This window comes from Okeania sp., assembly GCF_983059655.1.
The window spans coordinates 1-4,773 of record NZ_CEZPJD010000634.1 but is presented as its reverse complement, the minus strand read 5'-3'; the positions used below and the strand labels follow the sequence as shown (position 1 = coordinate 4,773).

Below are 4,773 nucleotides of genomic sequence, written 5' to 3'. Positions count from 1 at the left end.
GCAATAGAAGGAAATTTTCATCATTTTTTCTTAGCAGTTTGGCATTAGTATTTAGAAATTACTCTTAACTCTTAACTCTTAACTTTTGACTTTATAACTCCACTCCTCGACCTTTTTGCGGAAATAGACCTGCTGGTTTAATTTGTAAAAAGACAATAATTAAAGCAAATACTGTTACTTTTGCCATGCTAGTAGTTGCTAAAAAATTGAATAAGTCAGTCAAAAATTTTAGACCTTCTGTATTTTCCAAAATTAAAGCGATAGTTCCTGAACCAATCAAATAATTTGTAATGCCAATTCCCATAGCAGCAATAACAGTACCAAATAAATTACCTACCCCACCAACTACCACAACCATAAAAGCATCTACTATATAATTTTGCCCTGTATTAGGACCGACTGAACCTAATAATGTAATTGCACAACCAGCAATTCCAGCTAACCCCGAACCCAAAGAAAATGTAATAGCATCAACCTGGTTTGTTGGAATACCCAAACAAGCACTAATACTTCTATTTTGAGTAACAGCTTTAATTCTTAAACCCCAATTTGATTTATTCAAAAATAAGTAAATACCTAGCAAACTTATAGCAGTCAATATAATGATAAAAATCCGAGAATAGGGTAATTGAAACTCACCAATAGGTAATCCACCTTGTAACCAAACAGGTGCAGTAACATCAACATTTCTAGAACTAAACCAAGGTTTTGTTAAGGTAGGACTTGTCAATAAAAATCCCAAAGTAGTAGCGATCGCTAAAGACAGGAAACAAATAATTGTTATTGCTAAATTTTTAATTTTTTCCCAATCAGAGCGACGTTTTTTGAGGAAGTAAAGACTACCAAAATAAAACAGAAAAAAAACTGTTATGCCAATAATTAATACTCCATTTACACTGCGGACAAATTGACGCAAAATCAGACTAACACCCCAAGTTGCTAGTAGAGTTTCTAAAGGTCTGCCATAGAGAAAACGTATCACCCCTTTTTCTAAAATTAAACCAGCGATCGCTACGACTATAAAGGCAATAGGAATGGCGAAAAAAATATAAATATTAGAAATAGGTTCGCCCATACTATTACAAATATTTTGAACCACGAAAGTAGTATAAGCACCTAACATCATTAATTCACCATGAGCTAAGTTAATTACTCCCATTAGTCCAAAAATAATGGCTAATCCTAAAGCGACAATTAATAAAACTGAACCAATACTTATACCATTGAATATGGCTATTAATAATTCTTGCATTTTAATTAAGGAAAAAGGAAGAGGGAAGAGGGAAGAGGGAAGAAGGGAAATAATGACAATAGATTAATCAGTTATTAGATAAAATGAAGTCATCTCTAGGCAGAAATTTCCAACTTTTATTTTTTTCCGTTCTTTTTGATAATTACTCCGGAATCAGGAATAATAAATCAAGGGAAATAATGAGAATAAGGAAGAGAGAAGAGGGCAGAAGGAAGAAAGGAAATAATGACAAGAGATTAGTCAGTTATTAGATAAAATGAAGTCATCTCTAGGCAGAAATTTCCAACTTTTATTTTTTTCCGTTCTTTTTGATAATTACTCCGGAATCAGGAATAATAAATCAAGGGAAATAATGAGAATAAGGAAGAGAGAAGAGGGCAGAAGGAAGAAAGGAAATAATGACAAGAGATTAGTCAGTTATTAGATAAAATGGAGTCACCTCTAGGCAGAAATTTCCAACTTTTATTTTTTTCCGTTCTTTTTGATAATTACTCCAGAATCAGGAATAATAAATCAAGGGAAATAATGAGAATAAGGAAGAGGGAAGAGGGTAGAAGGAAGAAGGGAAATAATGACAATAGATTAATCAGTTATTAGATAAAATGAAGTCATCTCTAGGCAGAAATTTCCAACTTTTATTTTTTTCCGTTCTTTTTGATAATTACTCCAGAATCAGGAATAATAAATCAAGGGAAATAATGAGAATAAGGAAGAAGGAAGAGGGCAGAAGGAAGAAGGGAAATAATGACAAGAGATTAGTCAGTTATTAGATAAAATGGAGTCACCTCTAGGCAGAAATTTCCAACTTTTATTTTTTTCCGTTCTTTTTGATAATTACTCCAGAATTAGGAAGAAAAAATTAGGGAAATAATGACAAGAGATTAGTCAGTTATCAGATAAAACGGAGCCACCTCTAGGCAGAAATTTACAGGCTTTATTTTTTTCCGTTCTGATAATTACTCCAGAATTAGGAAACTGAAATAACCATCCGAAAAAGCGCCGTAATTAGTGAGCTATTTAGAACAACTAATTACAGCACACAAAATCAGAAATTTTATAGAAACATTAAACCTACATATTTATCTACCACTCGTACAAAATTCTACTCTAATTTATGAAGTAAGAATTTCCTGCGAAATGCTGCGCAAACAACTATTAGTTGTCAGCTAGCCTCCTCCGGAGGAACTGCGTTAACAGCAACAAGACTCTCTCTTATAGGACAGTTTTTTAATTAACAACTAACTTCAAAGACTAAGGGAGCCAACTTTTGTAGTAAGACAATTAATAAAGCTTTTATCCTAAATTAAAAGGTAAGCATTCAGCATTCAGCATTTAGCATTTCCTAGGTCATGCTGCGCAAACAGCTTTTGAACATATTCAAGAAATTATTAAGGTTAGCTGAAGAAATTTTTTTTATAAGTTTTGATTCTCCTTGGAGACTAATTCCTCTTTTGAGCCGATCGTGAGCTAATAACTCATAGCTGATAGCTGATAGCTGATAGCTGAGGGCTGAATGCTTACATTAAAAGTAATAGCTGATAACTGATAACTTTATAACTGTTAACTGACTTTATATTTACCACCTTTATTAGGGTCACTCCAGTCACAAGCAAATCCCTTAGTTGCTGGAACAAATTGATTCCAAGGTATAGGTGGAATAGCTCCTTGAGTAGACCAAACTATATTAAATAAACCATCATCACGAACTTGACCTATTCTTACAGTCTTAGAAATATGATGATTAGCATTCATAGTAACCAAACCTTCTGGAGCATCAAAAGTTTGTCCGATAGCTGCCATTCTTACTGCTTCTAAATCATCAGCAGAACCAGCTTTTTCCACTGCTTGTTTCCAAAGATAAACCATAATATAAGCAGCTTCCATCGGGTCATTTGTTACTCGGTCTGCACCATATTTTGCCTTAAAATCTGCCACCCATTTTTTATTAGCTTCTGTCTCAACAGTTTGGAAATAATTCCAAGCAGCATAATGACCAACAAGAAATTCTTTTCCAATTTGTCTAACTTCTTCCTCAGCAATACTTACCGACATAACCGGATATTTTTCCGGAGTCAGACCAGCACCTTTCAACTGTTTAAAAAAGGCAACATTACTATCACCATTAAGACTATTAAAAATAACTCCACCGTTTGGTAAAGCCTGTTTAATCTTAGTAATAATTGGAGTAACTTCTGTATTTCCTAAAGGTAAATAATCTTCACCGACAGTATTACCACCCTGAGCTTTTAACTGCTCCTTAATAATTGTATTTGCAGTACGAGGAAAAACATAATCAGAACCAACTAAGAAAAAATCCTTTCCCTTATTTCCCAACAACCAATCTACAGCAGGTTCAATTTGTTGGTTAGGAGCAGCACCTGTATAAAAAATATTTTTCGAGCATTCTTGGCCTTCATATTGCACAGGATACCAAAGCATATGATTCTTAGATTCAAAAACAGGCAAAACAGACTTCCGAGAAGCAGAAGTCCAACAACCAAAAACAGTAACTACCTGGTCTTGCTCAATAAGTTTATTTGCCTTTTCCGCAAAAGTAGGCCAGTCAGAAGCACCATCCTCTACAACCGCCTCTATTTGCTTACCCAATAAACCACCAGCAGCATTTATTTCCTCAATAGCTAGCTTTTCTGCTTCAACTACCGTAGTTTCACTAATTGCCATTGTGCCACTGAGGGAATGGAGAATACCCACTTTAATTGTGTCAGTCTCAGATGTAGTATTATTCGCACCACCACAAGCTTTGAGAAAAATACTCGTACCTAGAGCAGCCGAACTATAAATTAAAAATTTCCTGCGTTCTAATCCTTTACCCATAAGAAAAATACTTCACTATAATTAATTTCAAACTTAACTTTACCAGGACTTAGGTATTTTTAAGTTTCAAACACTATATATCTATAACGTTATAGTTTTTTCTCACTAGACTAGATATTATAGATAGTGTTTTTGATTGACTACTCCCCTGGCTAAAGTCGAGGGGATTCTAAGCAGATACTACGCAACAGGATAAATCCGTGTTGCTCCGTCTATTCTTAGCTGACCAAAGATAAACTCTCTGGGGACAAGTCAAAGTGCCCCTACACAGTTGGCTTAAGTTTAACCTTAGCTTTCTGCTTACTTTTGTGATTATATTTGCAGCCCCATTACAGTCTGCATTAATTAACCAATTATTACTACTTTTATACAAACCACGCTGTCTTGATGCAGTCACTCATGGGGGAAATCCCCTTTGGCGGCGCTGCATCGCTTTATTCTTTTTCCTGACGGTTTCCAATCATTGGGTTTCTCACCATAAATAGGCAGATCGTCACCATCTAAAAATGAAGCGACACTTGTATAACTCTCTTCTGTTTCTATAAATATTATTCCATATTCATCACACAACTGAGCTATTCTTTCTTTGAGTCTAGCAGTCGGAATTTGTACAAATTCTGAATTACTTTTTTTTCCTAATTCTATTTGATTTTTCTGACCTTTATTCCAACCAAAAACAATTGTAC

General features: G+C 34.5%; 2 protein-coding genes and 1 pseudogene. All 3 read right to left on the bottom strand.

Annotated elements, in window-relative coordinates:
• Positions 1–91: 91 nt before the first annotated feature.
• Positions 92–1,252, bottom strand: coding sequence for an ABC transporter permease subunit (locus AC3DU7_RS25650; protein WP_488042111.1), 1,161 nt, complete (start codon positions 1,250–1,252; stop codon positions 92–94).
• 1,560 nt (positions 1,253–2,812) lie between these two features.
• Positions 2,813–4,087: an urea ABC transporter substrate-binding protein gene (urtA, locus tag AC3DU7_RS25645; RefSeq protein WP_488042110.1), complete on the bottom strand. Its 1,275-nt coding sequence runs from the start codon at positions 4,085–4,087 to the stop codon at positions 2,813–2,815.
• Between the two features lie 393 nt (positions 4,088–4,480).
• A pseudogene (locus AC3DU7_RS25640) lies at positions 4,481–4,773 on the bottom strand (hypothetical protein); the annotation flags it as partial.

Excerpts from the sequence above, each read along its gene's own strand:
- AC3DU7_RS25650 (WP_488042111.1), bottom strand. The coding sequence starts at position 1,252 with ATGCAAGAATTATTAATAGCCATATTCAATGGTATAAGTATTGGTTCA.
- urtA (WP_488042110.1), bottom strand. The coding sequence starts at position 4,087 with ATGGGTAAAGGATTAGAACGCAGGAAATTTTTAATTTATAGTTCGGCT.